Consider the following 17,964-nt stretch of genomic DNA (forward strand, 5'->3'; position numbering starts at 1 on the left):
CGCGTGCCGGGTGACCCGACAACGGAGCAATGAACTCATGCCAGTTGACCCGCCCCACGCCCTGCCCGCCCCAACCGCCGCCCGGGGCCGGGCGGTCCGCCGTCCGCGCGCGGTGTTCGCCACCGTCGGAGCCCTGGTGGCGGCCCTGACCCCGATGGTCCCCGCCTCCGCCGCCGACGGCGCCCCGCCCGGCCGGACACCCGGCCACTGCGCGCGGGCGGACACCCTGACCGTCCCCGGCGCCGAGCGCCAACTCATCGCCTGCCTGGACGAGTTGACCACCGCCGGCACCGTCGCCTCGGGCCACACCGACGAGGCCGACTGGGCGGGCCTCACCCCGAAGGACCTCGCCACCCCGAGCGGCGTCCCGGGCATCCAGATCGACGGCCACTTCCCCGACTCGTCCACCACCAACACGACCCACGGCTGGAACCACGACGCGCAGTTCGTGATCCGGCTGCCCGACCGCTGGAACGGCGGTCTCGTCGTCGCCGGATCGCCCGGCGTCCGCAGGCAGTACGCCAACGACCGGGCCTTCGGCGACTGGGTACTGGCGCGCGGCTACGCCTACGCCGCCACCGACAAGGGCAACACCGGCGCCGCCTTCCACCGCGACGGCGCCGCGCCCGGCGACGCCCTCGCCGAATGGAACAGCCGGGTCACCCAACTCACCCGCGCGGCCCGCGAGGTGACCGAACAGCGCTACCGGCGGCCGGTCTCCCGCACCCTCGCGATGGGCATGTCCAACGGCGGCTATCTCGTCCGGTGGCAGCTGGAGAACCACCCCGAGCTGTACGACGGGGGCGTCGACTGGGAGGGCACCCTCTGGCGTACCCGGGACCCCAACCCGCTCACCTTCCTGCCGCCCACCCTGCGTGCCTACCCCGCCTACGCGGCGGGCGGCGCGGACGCCGGAGCGGCGCACCGGGAGATCGTACGGGCCGGGTTCCCGGCCGGTTCGGAGTTCCTCTGGCCGTACCACCACCAGTACTACTGGGACCTCACCCAGCGCATCTACCGCGAGGAGTTCGACCCCGGGTACGACGGCGCCACCGAGGCCGGAACGCCCTTCTGCGCCCCGGGAACACCCGCCTGCGACGCCGACTACGCCTACGGGGACCGGCCGCGCGAGGTCCGCGACGCCCTCGCGAAGGTCGCGCTGACCGGCCGGATCGGCAGACCGCTGATCACCTTCCACGGCACGCTCGACGTCCTGCTGCCCGCGTCGAAGACCTCGGACGTGTACGCGGCGATGGTGCGCCGCGAGGGCAGGGGCCCGCTGCACCGCTACTACCGGGTCGAGGGCGGCACCCATGTCGACTCGCTCGTCGACGCGTTCCCCGACCGGCTGCGCCCCCTGGTGCCGTGCCACCGCTCCGCCGTCCGGGCCCTGGAGCGCTGGCTGGACGACGGCCGCCGCCCGCCCGCGAGCCGCACCCTGCCCCTGCCCGCGGGCGCCGATCCGGCCACCCTGCTCACCCGCTGCCCCCTGGACGGGTGAGCGGGGCCCGACCCGTACGCCCAGAAGGGGAGTTGTGGTGGCCGACGACACCTGGCCGGCGTCCACTGTGGTGAACCATCACATGGGATGTCGGTTCAGGTGTCTCTACCGTTCCGGCCATGAAGAGGCCACGTCACACAGCCCCCGGGAGCCGGTCGCTCCGGGGCCGCACCGCCCTCGTCACCGGAGGCGGCAGCGGCATCGGACGGGCCTGCGCCGAGGCGCTCGCCGACGCCGGGGCGCTGGTCCACATCGTCGACCGGGACGCCGACGGGGCCGCGTCCGCCGCCGCCGCGACCGGGGGCGTCAGCCACACCGCGGACCTCGCGGAGGCGGACGCGATCGGCCGGCTCCCCGCCGACGTGGACATCCTGGTCAACAACGCCGGGCTGCAACACGTCGCGGCCATCGAGGACTTCCCGCCCGACCGGTTCGAACTGATCCAGAAGGTGATGCTCACGGCCCCGTTCCTGCTGATGCGGCACTGCCTGCCGCACATGTACGCGGGCGGCTGGGGCCGGATCGTCAACATCTCCAGCATGCACGGACTGCGCGCCAGCCCCTTCAAGTCCGCGTACGTCGCCGCCAAGCACGGCCTGGAGGGGCTGAGCAAGGTGGCCGCCCTCGAAGGCGCGCCGCACGGTGTCACCAGCAACTGCGTCAACCCCGGCTATGTGCGCACCCCGCTCGTCGAAGGGCAGATCGCCGCCCAGGCCGCCGCCCACCGCATCCCCCCGGACGAGGTCGTCAGCGACGTCCTGCTCGACCGCTCCGCGATCAAGCGGCTGATCGAACCCGCCGAGGTGGCCGCCGTGTGCCTGTGGCTCTGCGGCCCCGACACCGGGTACATCACCGGCTCCTCGCTCCCCGTCGACGGCGGGTGGGGCGCCCGCTGACCCGGGGCCCACCCGTACGAGCCCGGCCCGCTCCACCCGTCCCACCCGCACCACCCGAATCAGCCCGACCGCTCCCGCCCCACCCGCACCCGCCCTACCCGCACCTCCGTCCCCGACCGACCGACGAAACGCGGTGACCCCACCATGAACGTCCCCACCACCACCCCACCCCGCCGCACCGGCATCGGCCGCATCGTCGCCGCCAGCCTCGTCGGCACCACCATCGAGTGGTACGACTTCTTCCTCTACGGCTCCGCCGCCGCCCTGGTCTTCAACACCCTCTTCTTCCCCAGCAGCGACCCCCTCGTCGGCACCCTCCTCGCCTTCCTCACCTACGCCGTCGGCTTCGCCGCCCGCCCCCTCGGCGGCATCGTCTTCGGCCACTACGGCGACAAGATCGGCCGCAAGAAACTCCTGGTGTTCAGCCTCCTGCTGATGGGCGGCGCCACCTTCGCCATGGGCCTGCTCCCCACCCACGCCACCATCGGCGTCGGCGCGCCGATCCTGCTGACCCTGCTGCGCCTCGTCCAGGGCTTCGCCCTCGGCGGCGAATGGGGCGGCGCGATCCTGCTCGTCTCCGAGCACGGCGGCGACGAACGCCGCGGCTTCTGGGCCTCCTGGCCCCAGGCCGGCGCCCCCGGCGGCAACCTGCTGGCCACCGGCGTACTGGCGCTCCTCGCCGCGGTCCAGTCCGACGAGGCGTTCCTCGCCTGGGGCTGGCGCATCCCGTTCCTGCTGTCCGGGGTGCTCGTCATGATCGGCCTGTGGATACGGATCTCCGTCGAGGAGTCACCCGTCTTCCTGGAGGCCCGCCGCAAGGCCGACGCCGAGGCCGCCGAGGCGGCGCGCACGCAGCAGGGCGCCGTCGCCGCCCCCAAGGGAGACATCCCCGTCGTCGAGGTCTTCCGCACCAGCCGCCGCGAGGTGCTGGTCGCCATCGGCACCCGGTTCGGCGAGAACGTCTCGTACTACATCCTCACCGCCTTCGTCCTCGTCTACGTCACCGTGCACCTCGAACTCCCCAAGAGCGACGCCCTCAACGCCGTCCTGATCGGCTCGGCCGTCCACTTCGTCACCATCCCCCTGTGGGGCGCCCTCTCCGACCGGCTCGGCCGCCGCCCGGTGACCCAGATCGGCGCCGTCGGCATGGTCGGCTGGGCGTTCGCGTTCTTCGCGCTGCTGGACACCGAGTCGTTCCCCGTCATCGCCCTCGCGGTCACGGTCGGCCTGCTGTTCCACGGGGCGATGTACGGGCCGCAGGCGGCCTTCATCTCCGAGATGTTCGACACCCGGGTCCGCTACTCGGGCGCCTCGATGGGCTCCCAGCTCGCCTCGATCATCGGCGGCGCACTCGCCCCGCTCATCGCCGTCGAACTCCTCAAGGACTACGACTCGTCCGTCCCGGTCTCCCTCTACCTCGCCGCCGCCGCGCTCGTCACCGTCGCGACCGTGTGGGTGGCCAAGGAGACCCGCGGCCGCGACCTCGCCAAGGACGGCCTCGTCGGCTCCGTACCCGCGCCCGCCTCCGCACCCGTGCCCACCCGGAGGTGATCACCGTATGCTCGCCGACGTGACAGCTCCCGGCACCCGGCACGCCACGACCGCCCTGCGCCGGCTGCTCGACCTGCTGGCGCGGGGCGCGCCCGCCGAGGAGTTCTCACGCCCCGCCGCCGATGCCCGAGCGGCCGGCGTGCGGGGCGGCGAGCTCGCCGCGCTCACCGACGCCACCGAGGTCGCGCTGCGCATCCGGCGTACCCTCAGCCAGCACCGGCGCCGCGAGGCACAGCTCACCGCCCTCTTCGACACCGCCAGCGACCTGGCCGCGCTGCGCGACCTCGACGCCGTCCTGCGGGCCATCGTCCACCGGGCGAAACTGCTGCTCGGCACGGACGTCACATATCTCTCCCTCAACGACGAGGCGGCCGGCGACACCTACATGCGGGTGACCGACGGATCCGTGGCCGCCGCCTTCCAGCAGGTGCGGCTCGGCATGGGCGAGGGCCTCGGCGGACTCGTCGCACAGTCCGCCCGCCCGTACGCCACCGGCGACTACCAGCGCGACACCCGCTTCCACCACACCGGCACCATCGACAGTGCCGTGCGGGACGAGGGCCTGCGCGCGATCCTCGGCGTACCGCTGCGCGTCGGCGCCCGGGTCATCGGTGTCCTGTACGCCGCCGACCGGGCGCCCCGAGAGTTCGCCGCCGAGGAGGTCGCCCTGCTCTCCTCCCTCGCCGACCACGCCGCCATCGCCATCGACGGCGCCCGGCTGCTGGAGGAGACCCGGGCCGCGCTGGTCGACCTCAACGCGGCCTCGGAGACGATCCGCGCGCACAGCGCGGAGATACGCCGGGCCGAGGAGGCGCACGACCAGCTCACCGACCTCGTGCTGCGGGGCGGCGGACCCCAGGACGTGGCCGCCGCCCTCGCCGACATCCTCGACGGCGGCATCCTCATCCACGACGCGGACGGCGCCGAACTCGCCCGCGCCCGCACCGGATCGGTGCCGCCGCCCGCCCCGGCCGTCGCCGCGTCCCGGGCCGGCGGCCGGGCGGTGCCGCTGGACGGCACCTGGGTCTGCGCCGTCGTGGCCGGCCCCGAACTCCTCGGCAGCATCGCCCTCACCGGGCACGCCCGGCTCCCGGACGTGGAGCGGCTGCTGTTCGAACGGGCCGGAGTCGTCACCGCCCTGCTCCTGCTGCTGCGCCGCTCGGTCGCCGAGGCGGAGGACCGGGTACGCGGCGAACTGCTGGGCGACCTGCTGTCCCGCTCCGGCGACCCGGGCGCCCTGACCGCGCGGGCCCGGCGGCTCGGCGTCGACCTGGCCCGCCGGCACTGCGTGTTCGTCGCGGACAGCGAGACGGCCGACCGGCACCGGCTGCTGGCCGTCGCCGCCAGACACGCCCAGGCGGACAAGGGGCTGGCCGGTCTCCACCAGGGCCACGTCGTGCTGGTCGCCCCCGGCGAGGCCCCCGGACCGGACGCCCGCAGGCTCGCCGCCGAACTCGGCCAGGCCGTCGGCGCCCCGGTCACGGTCGGCGCGGCCGGCCCGGCCGCCGGACCCGCCGAACTGCCCACCGCACACGGCGAGGCGGGCCGCTGCCTGTCCGCCCTGCGGGTCCTGGGCCGTACCGGGCACGGCGGGGCGGCCGGCGACCTCGGCTTCGTCGGCGTGCTCCTGGGCGACCGGGCGGACCTCGGCGGCTACGTACGGGCCACCCTCGGCCCCGTACTGGACTACGACGCCGAGCGCGGCACCGACCTCGTCGGGACACTGGGCGCCTACTTCGCCGAGGGCGCGAGCCTCACCCGGACCAAGAGCGCGCTGCACGTCCATGTGAACACCGTCGTCCAGCGGCTCGAACGGGTCGGACGGCTCCTCGGCGACGACTGGAACTCACCCGCGCGCGCCCTGGAGATCCAACTGGCCCTGCGGCTGCACGGACTGACGGACGGCCCGCACACGACGACACCCGCCGGACGGACCGAGGCCCGTCCGGCGGGTGACCGACCCGCCGTTAGCTGATCAGCGCACGTTGACGAAGACCGGATTCGAGTAGAACCAGAGGTCGTCCCACGGGCTCTCCAGGCCGTCCGCGAGCGGCTCGGCCTCGTCCGTGCTGGTGCCGCGGACCCGCGCGTACATGTCGTGGTCCACGTCGCGCAGGGTGTGCTTGATGACGTACTCGTCGCCCTGCTTGCGCCAGTCGCGCCTGCCGAACCGCGCCACGACCTTGGTGGTCGGGTTGGTGTCGGAGTCGCGGTTGCCGCTCTTGCCGGAGACCTCACCGGTGATCAGGTCGACCCGGCGCACCTCGGGACGGTCGCCGTTGGCGTTCTTCCCGTTCAGCGGGCGGAACCGGATCTCGATCTCGACGTCCGTACGGCCCCGGTTGGTGACCGTGATCGTCTCGCCCGAGGCGGCCACGCTGCCCCGGTTGCCCGCCGTGACGTCCAGGGTGCGGATGAGGTCACCGGTGCCGACCCAGATCCGGCCGTTGCGCAGACCGTCCATGATGTCCGCGTAGTCCTGGCGGGCCAGCACGTGCGTCTTGCTGTACTCGCCCGGCCAGAAGTCGGAGCCGCCGCGCGTCCAGTGCACGTGCGAGTCGGACGTCGCGGTGATCCACCAGTGCCGGCCCTCGCCCAGCAGCGAGTCCCACAGACCGCCGACCCGCGCCGTCATCTGGTCGAAGCCGCCGTGCGTCGGGTAGTTGCCGTAACCGCCGCGCGCGCCGCCGACGAGCGGGCCCGCCTGGTGGCCGGGAGCGCCCTCGAAGCCGACGTAGATGTCGGGCGCGACGTCGTTGCCGTTGCGGAACTCGCGCGGGGTGTCCTGCCCGTAGACGCCCAGACCGGTCGCCGAACGGGACGCGTGGTGGGCGATCACCAGCGGCTTGCGGCGCATGTCCTTCGCGGCCTTCAGGAACTCCACCATCTTGGCCTCGGTGTCCCGGCCCGGGTCGGCGGGGAACGGGTCGAGCTTGGCGAAGCGCTGCTCCAGCTCGAACAGCTGCCGCGCCTCGTCCGTGTGGTGCGGGATCATCAGGGTGTGGTGGTCGAGCGCCGGGGCGTCGAACTCCATGCCCCAGAACTGGAGCACCTCGGGGACCAGGACACGCGAGCGCAGCAGGTCGGGGTAGGCCTGCTCCAGGTTCACCTTGGAGTGCGTCGGGCCACCGTGATCGGTGCACATCGCCCAGCTGAGACCGAAGTTCTTCGCCATGATCGCGTTGGTCACGATCGGGTAGACGGCGTCGCCGCCCTTCTTGAACACGGGCGGGTTCTTCGTCGTGTCGAAGGAACCGCTGTACTCCGAGTGCACGTGGTGGTCGCCGGCGCGCCAGGCACGTCTGCCGGAGTCGCCCGAGTGACCGGGGGAACGGCGCTCGTCGTCCTCGTTGCCGAAGGCGACGCCGGCGCCGACGATCGGCGCGGCGGCGGCGAGGGTCGCGCCGACGCCCGCGTACTTGACGAGCCGGCGCCGGGAGAGGGCGGAGCGCTCGGGGTCCTCGGTGTTCTTGTCCTTCACGGTTGAAGCCTTTCGTTCAACGTCCGGCGCGGGGGGTGCCGACCGCAAAGTCTCGGCCCACAAACCGAACGCCCGGTGAACAACCGTGAGGTCCACCGGGAACAACGGACACTGCCCGCCGCACCCGCCGCCGCGCCCTCCCCGGAACGGCCGTCAGCGCAGGTGGGGCAGCAGCCGGTCCGGCCGCATCGGCACCTCCCGCAGCCGGACCCCGGTCGCGTGACACACCGCGTTGCCGATCGCCGCGGCCGTCCCGACGATGCCGATCTCCCCGACGCCCTTGCTGCCCATCGGGTTGAGATGCCGGTCGTCCTCCTCGATCCAGTACGCCTCCACGGAGCGCACGTCCGCGTGGGCGGGGACGTGGTAGGAGGCGAGGTCTCGCTCCGCGAAGTCACCGGCGACGGGATCGAGCGTCGCCCCCTCCATCAGCGCCATACCGAGCCCCATCGTCATCCCGCCGATGAACTGGGAGCGCGCCGTACGGGAGTTGAGGATGCGCCCGGCCGCGAAGACCCCCAGCATCCGGCGCACCCGGATCTCGCCGGTGTCCGTGTCGACCTGGACCTCGACGAACTGCGCCCCGTACGCGTGCCGGGCGAACTCCGACCCCGCCCGCACCTCCTCGGCGATGTCGGCGGTCGCGGACAGCCCGCCGGGCGGCACCGCGCCGCCCGCCTCGTCGATACGCTCCCGCAGCGCCCCGCACGCCTTGTGCACCGACCAGCCCCACGAGGCGGTGCCCGACGAGCCGCCCGCCACCGAGGCCGCGGGCAGGCCGCTGTCGCCGATCTCGACCCGCACCCGGTCCAGGGGCACGTCGAGCGCGTCGGCCGCGATCTGGGTGAGCACGGTACGGGCGCCCGTACCGATGTCCGTCGCGTTGACCCGGACCAGGAACCCGCCGTCCGCGTCGGCGCGCGCCTCGGCCGCCGCGGGCAGCACCAGGACCGGGTAGGAGGAGGCGGCGACCCCGCTGCCCACCAGGAACCGGCCCTCCCGCCGTACCCCCGGGCGCGGGTCGCGGTCGCGCCAGCCGAACCGGCGGGCCCCGTCCCGCAGACACTCCACCAGGTGGCGGCTGCTGTACGGGCGGCCCGAGTCCGGCTCGTGCGAAGGCTCGTTGCGCACCCGCAGCTCCACCGGGTCCACCCCGGCGGCCAGGGCCAGTTCGTCCATCGCCGACTCCAGCGCGTACATGCCCGACGCCTCGCCGGGCGCCCGCATCCACGACGGGGTCGGCACGTCGAGCGCGGCGACCCGGTGGACGGTGCGGCTGTGCGGCGAGGTGTACATGGTGCGGGCGGGTGTCGCGGCCTGCTCCACGAACTCCTTGACCGTGGACGTGTACGTCACCACCTCGTGCGTCAGCGAGGTGATGACCCCGTCCCGGCCCGCGCCCAGCCGCACCCGCTGGATCGTCGCCGGGCGGTGCCCGACCAGCGCCGGAAGCTGGGAGCGGTGCAGCGCCAGCTTGACGGGGCGTCCGAGGTGCCGGGCCGCCAGCGCGGCGAGCACCGGCTGCGGGCGCGGGCTCCCCTTGGAACCGAAACCGCCGCCGACGTGCTCGCTGGTGACGGTGACCAGCGCCGGATCCACGGCGAACATCGCGGCCAGCGCCTCCCGTACGCCACTGGACCCCTGGCTGGAGTCACGTACCGTCAGCCGCCCGTTGTCCCAGTGGGCGACGGCGGCGTGCGGCTCCATGGGGTGGTTGTGCATCGGCTCCATGGCATAGGTGACGTCGACGCGGACCGGGGCGGCGGCGTACGCGCCGTCGGCGTCACCGCGCTCACGGACGGCCGGGTGGCCGGCGTTCACCGTCTCGGGGACGTAGAGACCGGGGTGGTCGGCGGTGAGGACGATGTCGTGGTCCTCGGCCGCGTAGGTGACACGGACGGCGTCGGCGGCGGCGCGCGCCGCTTCCGGCGTCTCGGCGACGGCGAGCGCGACGACCCAGCCCCGGTGCGGCACCCGGTCGTCGCGCAGCACGCCCAGTGTGGGGTCCTCGGGCTCCTCGGTGCGCGGCGCGTTCTCATGGGTCAGGACGGCGACGGCACCCGGTTCCGCGAGGGCCGCGGCGGTGTCGAACGACACGACCCGGCCACGCGCGACGGTCGCCGGCACCACCCAGGCGTAGAGACAGCCGGGCGGGGTGTACTCGGCGGCGTACCGGGCCGTCCCGCAGACCTTGGCCGGGCCCTCGATCCGTACGGCGGCGGATCCCAGGACCCGCTCCCGGCTGGTGGTCATCGGTCTCCTCGGCGGGGGTCGGCGGGGTCGGCGGCGGCCGTGCCCGGGTCGGCCAGTTCGGTGAGCAGCCGGACGGCGAGATTGCGGGCCATCGGGACCTTGTAGCCGTTGTCCCGCAGGGGCCGGGCAGCGGCGAGTTCCGCGTCGACGCCGGAACGGAAGGCGTCCGCGGTGGCCGGCCCGCCGCGCAGCGCGGCCTCGGCGGTGGTGGCCCGCCAGGGCTTGTGGGCCAGCCCGCCGAACGCGATCCGGACGTCCCGTACGACACCGTCGCGGGCGTCGAGCACCACGGCGGCGGACGCCAGCGCGAAGGCGTACGAGGCACGGTCGCGCGCCTTGCGGTAGGCGGACGGCAGCCCGGCGGCCGACGCGGGCAGCCGTACGCCGGTGACCAGTTCGTCCCGGCGGAGCACGGTGTCCCGGTCGGGGCGGTCACCGGGCAGCCGGTGGAAGTCCACGAGCGGTACGACGCGTTCGCCGTCCGGCCCCAGCAGCAGGACCTCGGCGTCGAGCACGGCGAGCGCCACGGCCATGTCGGAGGGATGTGTCGCCACGCACGCCTCGGAGTGCCCCAGCACCGCGAGATCGCGGTGGAAGCCCTCCCGCGCGGGGCACCCGGAACCGGGCTCCCGCTTGTTGCACGCCTTGGTGACGTCCTGGAAGTACAGGCAGCGGGTGCGCTGGAGCAGATTGCCGCCGGTGGTGGCCGAGTTGCGCAGCTGCCCGGAGGCCCCGGCCAGCACGGCCTGCGACAGCACCGGGTAGCGGATGCGGACGGCCGGGTCGGCGGCCAGATCACTGTTGCGCACGGTGGCGCCGATCAGCAGACCGCCCTCGGGAGTGCCCTCCACCCGGTCCAGCGGCAGCCGGGCGATGTCGACCAGGTGCTCGGGGGACTCGACGCCGAGCTTCATCAGATCGACCAGATTGGTGCCGCCACCGAGGAAGCGCGCGCCCGGACGATGTGTGAGCAGGGCGATCGCCTGCGCGGGGTCGGTGGCGCGTTCGTAGGTGAAGGACTTCACGAGGCCACCTCCGCGGTCGTCGGCGCCCCACCGGCGACCGCCGGGACACGGCCGCCTCTGACCGCGACGTCCTCGATCGCCTCGACGATGCGGGGATACGCGGCGCAGCGGCAGATGTTGCCGCTCATCCGTTCACGGATCTCCTCGGGGCCGAGCGGCACGGGCTCACCGGGCGGCGGCCCGTGCGCGCCGGTCACCAGCGACGGGTGCCCGCCCGCGGCCTCGGCGAGGACACCGACCGCCGAACAGATCTGCCCGGGGGTGCAGTAGCCGCACTGGAAGCCGTCGCGGTCGAGGAACGCCTGTTGCAGCGGGTGCGCGGGACGAAGCCCGTCGGCGACCGCGCCGTCCGGGGCGCCCGCACCGCCGGACAGACCCTCGATCGTGGTGATCCGGGCGCCGCTCTGGGCGACGGCCAGCATCAGACAGCTGTTGGCCCGCCGCCCGTCCACGAGGACGGTGCAGGCACCGCACTGGCCCTGGTCGCAGCCCTTCTTGGGCCCGGTGAGACGCAGATGCTCGCGCAGCGCGTCGAGCACGGTGGTCCGGTTGTCGAGGGTCAGCCGGTGCGGGGCGCCGTTGACGTCGAGCGTGACTTCGGAGGTGTGGGGCATCACCGTCCGTTAACCGCAGGCACCGCCCGGCAAACGCGCGCGGCGGCCGGCCACCCGATCGGTCTCCGGGCCCGCGAGGACCCGGCGGACAGGTCCTACGCCCGGCCGTCGGTCCCCGCCGCCAGGCGGACCTTGATGCGCTTGCCGACCGGCTCCCGGCGGACGTCGTAGCCCTCGCAGAGCGCGATGACGATCTCCAGCCCGTGCTGCCCGATCCGTCCCGGCTCGGCGGCGCGCGGCACCGGCAGCGTGGAATCGGTGTCCCACACGGTGATCTCCACGATGTCCCCGTCGAAGACGACGTCGAGCAGACAGGGGCCGGGCGCGTACTTGCACGCGTTGGTCACCAGTTCACTGACGACGAGCTGCGCGGTGCCGATCACGCGCGCCGGGACGGGGTGGTCGTCGGCGGTCCGGATCTCCGTGAGGAAGTCCGCCGCGAACCGGCGCGCCTCGCCGATCATCCCGGAGTCGCCGTCGAACACCGCGCCGCGGCTGAGGACGCGGCCCGAGTCCGGGCAGCGACCCTCGGACTCTCCCACCCGCTGGTCCATGACATGTCCCATGCCGTGCGATCCGTTCCCCCTGGGGCGGCCCGCAGGATCGGGCCTTCCCGTGCTCGTTGTTCCCGGTGCCCCGCTTTCGCCGATTCAGTCCCGGTGCGCGACGGAAATCCGGCGGGCGGCCCGGGAACGTCCCGGCCGCCTCTCGCGTCCCCCTCCGCGACGGGGTCTCGCCGGAGGCCGTAACGAACCGTACGAGCCTGGTGGATACCGGGACCGACAGTTCTCCGGTGTTATAGATTTTGATCCACTTTTCAGTCTCGAACAGCAGGAGGAGATCGTGGGCGTTTCCCTGGGCAAGGGTGGCAATGTTTCGCTCAGCAAGGAGGCTCCGGGCCTGACCGCCGTGCTCGTGGGTCTCGGCTGGGACGCGCGCAGCACGACCGGCGCGGACTTCGACCTCGACGCGAGCGCGCTGCTGGTGAACGGCGCCGGCAAGGTCCTCTCCGACCAGCACTTCATCTTCTACAACAACCTGACGAGCCCCGACGGTTCGGTCGAGCACACCGGTGACAACCTGACCGGTGAGGGCGAGGGCGACGACGAGTCGCTGAAGGTGAACCTCGCCGGGGTGCCCGCCGATGTCGACAAGATCGTCTTCCCGGTCTCGATCCACGAGGCCGCCTCACGCGGTCAGAGCTTCGGCCAGGTCCGCAACGCCTTCATCCGCGTGGTGAACCAGGCGGGCGGCGCCGAACTCGCCCGTTACGACCTGACCGAGGACGCCTCCACCGAGACCGCGATGGTCTTCGGCGAGCTGTACCGGCACGGCGCCGAGTGGAAGTTCCGCGCGGTGGGCCAGGGTTACGCCTCCGGTCTGGCGGGCATCGCGGCCGACTTCGGCGTCAACGTCTGAGACGTCCATCGGACGCGCGCGCGTCCGCGCAGCGGCACGGGCGCACGTACGGCCGCGGGTCCACCCGCGGGTGACGGACCCCGTACGGGTACGGGTACGGAGACCGGCCCGCGCACGCGCACGGGAGCGGGCACCGACGGGGCGGCGGCGGCACCCTTCGGGGCCGCCGCCGCCCGCTGCCGGGCACACCGCCCTCAGACGTGGTCCGGGTCGCCGCCGTGGCCGGGGTCCGGATGGACCGGATCGTGCTGCCCGGCGCGCGCGGATTCCAGCTGCGCGGCCAGCGACAGACCGAGGAAGAGCGAGATGCCCGCCAGCTGCGACCACAACAGCAGCGCGACGAACGCCGTCAGCGGCCCGTACACCGAGCCGAACGACCCGCTGAACCCGACGTACAGCGTGAGCAGCCAGGTCGCCCCCACCCACAGCAGCAGATGCACGGCGGAGCCGAACGCCAGCCAGGTGTAGCCCGGTTGGTCACGCCGGGGCGCCCAGCGGAACAGCACGGCCGAGGCCAGCCAGGTCAGCAGGACCCCCACCGGAATCCGCGCCCACCCCCAGGCGTCCCGCGCCGTCTCCCCCCAGTGGAACGTCTCCGCGAGCGCGCCGCCCACCGCCGTGCCGCCGAGCAGGATGAGGAACCCGCCGATCAGCGGCAGCCCGGCGGCGACCGCGAGCACCAGGGCGCGCGAGTACTTCGCCAGGAACGGGCGGTCGCGTTCCACCCCGTAGATACGGTTTGCCCCGCGTTCGATCTGCGCCATCGCCGACGCGAGGTTCAGCGTCGCGAACCCCAGACCGAGCCAGACCGCCAGCTCACCCGCCGCGCCGGAGCCGGCGCCCTCCCCGACCCGGCCCAGCGACGTCCGGATCAGTTCGGCGCTCGGCCCCGGTGCTATTCGGGTGAGCGTCAACTCGACCACCCGCCCCACACTCTCCGTGTGCAGGGACGTCGCGACCCCCACCAGCGCGATGCAGAACGGCACCAGCGCCAGCACCACCTGGAAGGCCAGCGCCCGCGCGATGCTGAACCCGTCCGCGAAGCGGAACCGCAGGAACGCGTCGGTCAGCAGCTTCCGCCCGCCGTACGTGCGCAGCGCCGCCCACGCCTCGTCGCCGGAGAGTTCGTCCCCGATCATGTCCCGGGTCTGCGGTACCCGCACCACCGTGCCCATCGTGCCCCCGACTCGTGTTGATCTGCCGAGAACGGATTCTCGCAGGCGGGCGGATGTGAGAGGTTGCTCGGGGGGTTCGCTGTGGACCCCGGATGAGGTGGCCGAGGTAGAGGTAGGCCGTGAAAGTAGGGGCTGTGTTGCACGCAGGACGAGTGCTGAGGTTCGACGAGGTACGCGGATACGGGTTCATCGTCCCCCACGAGGGTGACGAGGACGTGTTCATGCACGCCAACGATCTGCTGGACGAGAAGTACCAGTACAAGGCGGGCAGCGAGGTCGAGTACGAGCTGGAGATGGGGGACAAGGGTCCCAAGGCGTCACGGATCAGACTGCTGGGCGCCCCGGCGTCGTCCGGCGGCACGAGGGAGAGCACCCCGCCGGACCCGCACGGCGACTACTCGGACGTGCTGTCCCCGGCCGAGCTGCGCGGTGAGCTGACCGAGGCCCTCCTCCAGGCCGACGGCTCCCTGACGGGTGATCAGATCAAGCGGGTGCGGAGCTCCGTGATCGAGCTGGCGCGCTCGCACGGCTGGCTCGAATCCTGAACCCGGCCGGTGGTGGGCGGACCTCCGCCCACCACGGCGGCGTACACGGGTCCACACGGGCCCGGCGGATCAGGGCCTACGCGGGCTTCGCCGGGGCGGGCCGCCCCGTGCCCGCCCGGCGCGGCGCCAGGAAGAAGATCATCGTCGTGACCAGATACAGCGCCCACACCGTCAGCTGGAGGACCGTCGGATCGGGCTGGAAGTTGAAGACGCCCTTCAGCAGCGTGCCGTACCAGCTGTCCGGCGGCACCGTCGCGGAGATGTCGAACGCCTTCGTCCCCAGACCGCCGAGGAACCGTGCCTCCTGGAGATCGTGCACGCCGTACGCCAGGACGCCCGCCGCCACGACCACCAGCATCGACCCGGTCCAGGTGAAGAACTTGGCCAGATTGATCCGCAGCGCGCCCCGGTAGAACAGCCAGGCCAGCACGATCGCGGTGGCGATCCCCAGCAGCACCCCGACCAGCGGCCCCGACCGGCCCTCGCCGCCCGCCCGTACCGACGCCCAGACGAACAGGGCCGTCTCCAGCCCCTCCCGGCCCACCGCCAGCAGCGCGGTCGCCACCAGCGCGCCCGTACCCATCCGCAGCGCCTCGTCCAGCCTGCCGTGCAGATCGCTCCTGAGATGCCGCGCCGTACGCCGCATCCAGAAGATCATCCAGGTGACCAGGGCCACCGAGAGGATGGACAGCGACCCGCCCAGCAGTTCCTGCGCCTCGAAGGTCAGCTCCTGGGAACCGAATTCGAGCGCCGCGCCGAACGCCAGCGAGACGGCGCAGGCGATACCGATGCCCAGCCACACGGGCACCAGCGCGTCCCGGCGCCCGGTCTTGACCACGTACGCGACGAGGATGCAGACGACCAGTCCGGCCTCCAGCCCCTCGCGCAGGCCGATCAGATAATTGCCGAACATGCCGGGCGTCCTTCCGCCGTTGTCACCGCGCGGGTCACGAGAACAGCTCCCGTCCCCACCAGTCGTCCGTGTCCCGGACGCCCGGCGGTACGGCGAAGACCGCCGAACCCACGTGCTGGATGTACTCGTTGAGCGCGTCCCCGCGCGACAGGCTCCGCTGCACGGGAATGAACGCCTCCCGCACGTCGTGCTGGTACGCCAGGAAGAACAGGCCCGCGTCGAGCCGGCCGAGTCCGTCCGTGCCGTCGGTGTAGGAGTAGCCGCGGCGCAGCATTCGCGCCCCGCCGTTGGAGTCGGGGTGCGCGAGACGTACGTGGGACGTCGGCAGCATCGACTTGAGGAACGGCTCGTCGTGCTCCCCGGCCCTGCCGACCGCCGCGCCCTCCCGCTTGTCCCGGCCGACGATGTCCTCCTGCTCCCGGAGGGACGTCCGGTCCCAGGTCTCGATCCGCATCGCGATGCGGCGCGCCACCAGGTACGAGCCGCCGGCCAGCCAGGCCGGTCCGGCCCCGGAGGAGACCCACACGTGCCGGTCGAGCGCGGCCGTGTCGGTGCCCGCGATGTTGCGGGTGCCGTCCTTGAAGCCGAAGAGATTGCGCGGGGTCTGCGCCTCGGGCGTGGTGGACGAGGTCTTGCCGAAGCCGAGCTGCGACCAGCGGACGGCGATCCGGCCGAAGCCGATCCGGGCGAGGTTGCGGATGGCGTGCACCGCCACCTGCGGATCGTCGGCGCACGCCTGGACGCACAGGTCGCCGCCGCTGCGCGCCGGGTCCAGGTTGTCGCCGGGGAACCTCGGCAGCTCCACCAGGGCCTCGGGCCTGCGGTCCGCCAGCCCGAACCGGTCCCCGCCCCTCCCCGCGTCCGCTCCCTTCCCGGCCGCGCCGGTGAACAGCGACGGTCCGAAGCCGACGGTCAGCGTCAGCCGGGACGGCCTGAGACCGGCGGCCTCACCGGTGTCGTCCGGCGGCGCCTCCGGGGTGCCGCCGAACGCGCCCTCGCCGACCGGGCGTCCCGCGGTCATCGCCGCCGCGGCGGCGGTCCAGTCCTTCAGGAGCCGGATCAGCTCGTCCCGGTCCCGGGTGGTCACGTCGAACGCGGCGAAGTGCAGCCGGTCGGGGACGGCGGTGGCGATACCGGCCTGGTGCGCGCCGTGGAACGGAACGGCCGGTCCGGCCGGCCCGGCGGGCTCCGTCCGGTCCGCGGCGCCCAGCGCCAGCGCCGTACCACCGGCCGCCGCGGCGCCGAGCGCGAGCCCCGCGCCGCCCCAGCCGATCACCGACCGGCGGGACGGCGCGCGGGACTCGTCGCCGGAGCCAGCGCCGGAGCCGGGAGCGGCACCGGCGTCGGAGGCGGAGTTGCCGGGGTGGGTCTCGTCGTTCATGGGCACGCGCTACTTCACGACCGCGGCGGCGAGCTTCGACAGCGGCTCGGCCAGCGCGTTCACCGCGTCGGACAGGTCCTTGCGGTCGGCCGTGCCGACCTTGTCGTACGAGGTGAAGACATAGCTCGACGGGTCCTCGCGGTAAGTGTCGAGCAGGGTGTTCAGCGCGGCGAACCGGGTGTCGAGCTCGGCCGTCAGCCCGGCGTCGTTCTTCGACGCCACCGGCTTGAGCAGCGCGTACGACTTCTCGGCGCCCTCCACGTTGGCCTTGAAGTCCACCAGGTCGGTGTGGCTGTAGCGCTCCTCCTCACCGGTCACCTTGCCGGTGGCGACCTCGTCGAGGAGTTCCTTGGCGCCGTTGGCCATGGAGGTCGGGGTGATCTCCGCCGTACCGACCTTCTTCTGCCAGACGGTCAGATCGGCGATCAGCAGATCGGCGAGCTCCTTGTCGCGCGGGGTGATCTTCTTGTCCTGCCACAGCGACTTCTCCAGCCGGTGCCAGCCGGTCCAGTCCGTTTCGAGGTCCTGGCCCTCCTCCAGACCGTCCTCGCGCAGGTCGACCTTCGGGTCGATGTCACCGAAGGACTCGGCCACCGGCTCGGTGCGCTCCCAGCCGATGCGGGAGTCCGCGTACGCCCGCTTCGCGGCCTCGATGTCACCGGCCTTGACGGCCTCCGCGAACACCTTCGCCTTCGGCAGCGTCTGTTCCGCCTGCTCCAGCGTGTACTGGCGGTACGCGGCGACCGCGGCGTCCAGCTTCGGGTCGCGCTCGGCCACCGTGCCGCCACCGGTCACCTTGACCCGCTGGCGGATGCCCTTGCCGGTCATGCCCGGCTTGCAGGCGATCTCGTAGTCACCGGCCTTGATCTCCGCGGTGATGTTCGCCTTCGTGCCCGCGCCGATGTTCTCGCGCTCGGTGACGATCCGGTCGTCCGGGAACAGCACGTAGACCTCGGTGACCTTGGAGCCCTTGTTCTCCACCGCGAGCTGGACGTGACCGGCGGGGAACTCCTTCTTCGACACCTCGCAGGAGGTGTCCGTGGCCGTGACCTCGATCGCCCCGTCCCCCTCCGCGTCGCTCTTCTCGGAGCACGCCGTGACGGCGGTGAGGGCGGCGACCGTGGCGAGGGCGGTGACCAGGGAGAGGCGGACGGGTCGCATGAGGGCTCCAGCGGCGGTGAAAGGTGTGCGGGCGCGGCCTCGCGGTGAG

Annotated in this window: 15 protein-coding genes; 6 read left to right on the forward strand and 9 right to left on the reverse strand. The window is 73.0% G+C overall.

Annotated features, from left to right (window positions below; all coding sequences use genetic code 11):
* Positions 1–37: 37 nt before the first annotated feature.
* From OG875_RS28470 to OG875_RS28485, 4 genes are all read left to right on the forward strand, one after another.
* Positions 38–1,501: a 3-hydroxybutyrate oligomer hydrolase family protein gene (locus OG875_RS28470; protein WP_443079214.1), complete on the forward strand. Its 1,464-nt coding sequence runs from the start codon at positions 38–40 to the stop codon at positions 1,499–1,501.
* 119 nt (positions 1,502–1,620) lie between these two features.
* Entirely contained in the window at positions 1,621–2,397 is a 777-nt protein-coding gene (locus OG875_RS28475) for a 3-hydroxybutyrate dehydrogenase (protein WP_330177095.1), read from the forward strand.
* A 144-nt stretch (positions 2,398–2,541) separates the two neighbouring features.
* Positions 2,542–3,948, forward strand: a complete 1,407-nt coding sequence (locus tag OG875_RS28480) for an MFS transporter (protein WP_330177096.1) — start codon at positions 2,542–2,544, stop codon at positions 3,946–3,948.
* Between the two features lie 7 nt (positions 3,949–3,955).
* Entirely contained in the window at positions 3,956–5,923 is a 1,968-nt protein-coding gene (locus OG875_RS28485; RefSeq protein WP_330177097.1) for a helix-turn-helix domain-containing protein, read from the forward strand.
* Here the strand turns inward: OG875_RS28485 and OG875_RS28490 are convergent, their stop codons facing one another.
* The 5 genes from OG875_RS28490 to OG875_RS28510 form a co-directional block, all read right to left on the reverse strand.
* Positions 5,924–7,429, reverse strand: a complete 1,506-nt coding sequence (locus OG875_RS28490; RefSeq protein ID WP_330177098.1) for a phosphoesterase — start codon at positions 7,427–7,429, stop codon at positions 5,924–5,926.
* Positions 7,430–7,582: 153 nt separating this feature from the next.
* Positions 7,583–9,682 carry a xanthine dehydrogenase family protein molybdopterin-binding subunit gene (locus OG875_RS28495; RefSeq protein ID WP_330177099.1) on the reverse strand — a complete coding sequence of 700 codons (2,100 nt, stop codon included), beginning with the start codon at positions 9,680–9,682 and terminating at the stop codon, positions 7,583–7,585.
* Positions 9,679–10,707, reverse strand: a complete 1,029-nt coding sequence (locus OG875_RS28500; RefSeq protein WP_330177100.1) for an FAD binding domain-containing protein — start codon at positions 10,705–10,707, stop codon at positions 9,679–9,681. The genes OG875_RS28495 and OG875_RS28500 overlap by 4 nt, the downstream gene beginning before the upstream one ends.
* Positions 10,704–11,321, reverse strand: coding sequence for a 2Fe-2S iron-sulfur cluster-binding protein (locus tag OG875_RS28505; protein WP_330177101.1), 618 nt, complete (start codon positions 11,319–11,321; stop codon positions 10,704–10,706). The genes OG875_RS28500 and OG875_RS28505 overlap by 4 nt, the downstream gene beginning before the upstream one ends.
* 95 nt (positions 11,322–11,416) lie before the next feature.
* Entirely contained in the window at positions 11,417–11,887 is a 471-nt protein-coding gene (locus OG875_RS28510) for an ATP-binding protein (RefSeq protein WP_330177102.1), read from the reverse strand.
* 277 nt (positions 11,888–12,164) lie between these two features.
* Here OG875_RS28510 and OG875_RS28515 point away from each other — a divergent pair, with 277 nt between their 5' ends.
* On the forward strand, positions 12,165–12,740 hold the full coding sequence (locus tag OG875_RS28515; RefSeq protein WP_330177103.1) for a TerD family protein: 576 nt from the start codon (positions 12,165–12,167) through the stop codon (positions 12,738–12,740).
* A gap of 194 nt (positions 12,741–12,934) precedes the next feature.
* Here OG875_RS28515 and OG875_RS28520 read toward each other — a convergent pair whose 3' ends face one another.
* Complete coding sequence (locus tag OG875_RS28520) at positions 12,935–13,915, reverse strand: YihY/virulence factor BrkB family protein (RefSeq protein WP_330177104.1); 981 nt, start codon at positions 13,913–13,915, stop codon at positions 12,935–12,937.
* Between the two features lie 134 nt (positions 13,916–14,049).
* Between OG875_RS28520 and OG875_RS28525 the strand changes: the two genes are divergently transcribed.
* The gene (locus tag OG875_RS28525) at positions 14,050–14,460 is read left to right on the forward strand and encodes a cold shock domain-containing protein (protein ID WP_330177105.1); all 411 of its coding nucleotides are present in this window, start codon (positions 14,050–14,052) and stop codon (positions 14,458–14,460) included.
* Between the two features lie 76 nt (positions 14,461–14,536).
* Here the strand turns inward: OG875_RS28525 and efeU are convergent, their stop codons facing one another.
* The 3 genes from efeU to efeO are packed head-to-tail and all read right to left on the reverse strand — an operon-like array spanning position 14,537 to position 17,915.
* Positions 14,537–15,373, reverse strand: coding sequence for an iron uptake transporter permease EfeU (gene efeU, locus OG875_RS28530; RefSeq protein WP_330177106.1), 837 nt, complete (start codon positions 15,371–15,373; stop codon positions 14,537–14,539).
* Between the two features lie 34 nt (positions 15,374–15,407).
* On the reverse strand, positions 15,408–16,754 hold the full coding sequence (gene efeB, locus OG875_RS28535) for an iron uptake transporter deferrochelatase/peroxidase subunit (RefSeq protein WP_330177107.1): 1,347 nt from the start codon (positions 16,752–16,754) through the stop codon (positions 15,408–15,410).
* A gap of 9 nt (positions 16,755–16,763) precedes the next feature.
* Complete coding sequence (gene efeO, locus OG875_RS28540; RefSeq protein ID WP_330177108.1) at positions 16,764–17,915, reverse strand: iron uptake system protein EfeO; 1,152 nt, start codon at positions 17,913–17,915, stop codon at positions 16,764–16,766.
* Between the last annotated feature and the right edge of the window lie 49 nt (positions 17,916–17,964).

The sequence above is a fragment of the Streptomyces sp. NBC_01498 genome, assembly GCF_036327775.1.
In the GTDB taxonomy this organism is placed as follows: domain Bacteria; phylum Actinomycetota; class Actinomycetes; order Streptomycetales; family Streptomycetaceae; genus Streptomyces.